The 1,329-nt window shown below is 66.4% G+C and carries 1 protein-coding gene; it reads left to right on the top strand.

What is annotated here, in order from left to right:
- Positions 1–183: 183 nt before the first annotated feature.
- The coding region (locus ACFWPJ_RS31185; protein ID WP_378856854.1) for a beta-ketoacyl reductase at positions 184–1,329 on the top strand (1,146 nt) is incomplete at its 3' end.

Consider the following 1,329-nt stretch of genomic DNA (forward strand, 5'->3'; position numbering starts at 1 on the left):
TTTTGTAGGGGTGTGTCGTTCCTGTCTGTGGACAATAGTGGTATTCGTTTTTTCTGTATGGGTTTGTTGGCGTGCGGGCCGTTGCCGCCTTTCTATGAGCTGACCCGACGCGGCGAACCGTTGCTTGAGGTCCAGTGGCATCGCGCGACCCGAACCACGCCAGCGGCCACCGTGGTCTCCGCCGTGTCGTTCGAGACGGCGCACCAGTTCCGTTCCTGGACAGCGCAATCGACAGAGATGTCGGTGGCCGTCGTGTTGGATCTGCGGGCCGGTGCGGATGTGATCGCCGACGTGGTACAGCGCACGCGGCGTGTGACTCACGAGGCATTGTCGGTCGCACAGCAATGGTTGGGCGACACCCGATTCGAGGGAAGCCTGTTGGTGGTGCTCACCCAGGGCGCGGTCACTGTGGCCGACGAGGACATCACCGATGTCGCGAGCGCCGCGGTGTGGGGGTTGATCCGTTCGGCCCAGTCCGAGGATCCGGGTCGAATCATCTTGGTGGACAGTGACAGTCCAGGAGACGCCACCGGCCTGGTACCGCAGACGCTGGCGGTCGGGGAAGCCCAAGTGGCCATTCGTGGCGAGACCGCCTACGTCGCTCGCCTGTCGCGGGTAAACCCTGCGACCGAGTCGTTGCCCACCCGTCTCGGGGAATCCCTGTCCTCGGGGTCGGTCGTTATCACCGGCGGCACAGGAGGTCTGGGCGCAGTCGTCGCGCGACATCTCGTGTCGGCGCACGGCGCGCGGTCGTTGGTGCTGGCGTCGCGGCGTGGTGAATCCGCGCCCGGGGCACCGGAATTGATGGCGGAGCTGAGTGAGCTGGGCGCGCGGGTGTCGATCGTGGCCTGTGATGTGTCGACCCGTGCGGGAGTGACGGCATTGCTGGCAGCGGTACCACCGTATGCGCCTTTGGCCGGTGTGGTGCACACCGCCGGGGTGCTCGACGACGGCGTGGTGTCGGCGTTGACGCCCCAGCGCGTGGACACGGTGCTGGCGGCCAAGGCCGAAGCCGCATGGTGGCTGCACGAAGCCACCAAGGATCTCGACCTCGCCCTGTTCGTCTTGTACTCCTCGGCCGCCGGGGTGCTGGGCGGCGCCGGTGTCGCGAATTACGCTGCGGCCAACACCTTCCTCGATGCCCTGGCGCAGTTCCGGCAGCGTCGAGGGCTCCCCGCGGTGTCGATCGCGTGGGGATTGTGGGACTCCGGTTCCGGCATGGGCGCTCGGCTACGCGGCGAGGATACGACCCGATTCGGGCGCGGCGGAGTGACCGGAATGACCGTCGAGCAGGGCTTGTCCTGGTTCGATGCATCGATTTCCCAACAT

It is taken from the genome of Nocardia sp. NPDC058497 (assembly GCF_042720195.1).
In the GTDB taxonomy this organism is placed as follows: domain Bacteria; phylum Actinomycetota; class Actinomycetes; order Mycobacteriales; family Mycobacteriaceae; genus Nocardia.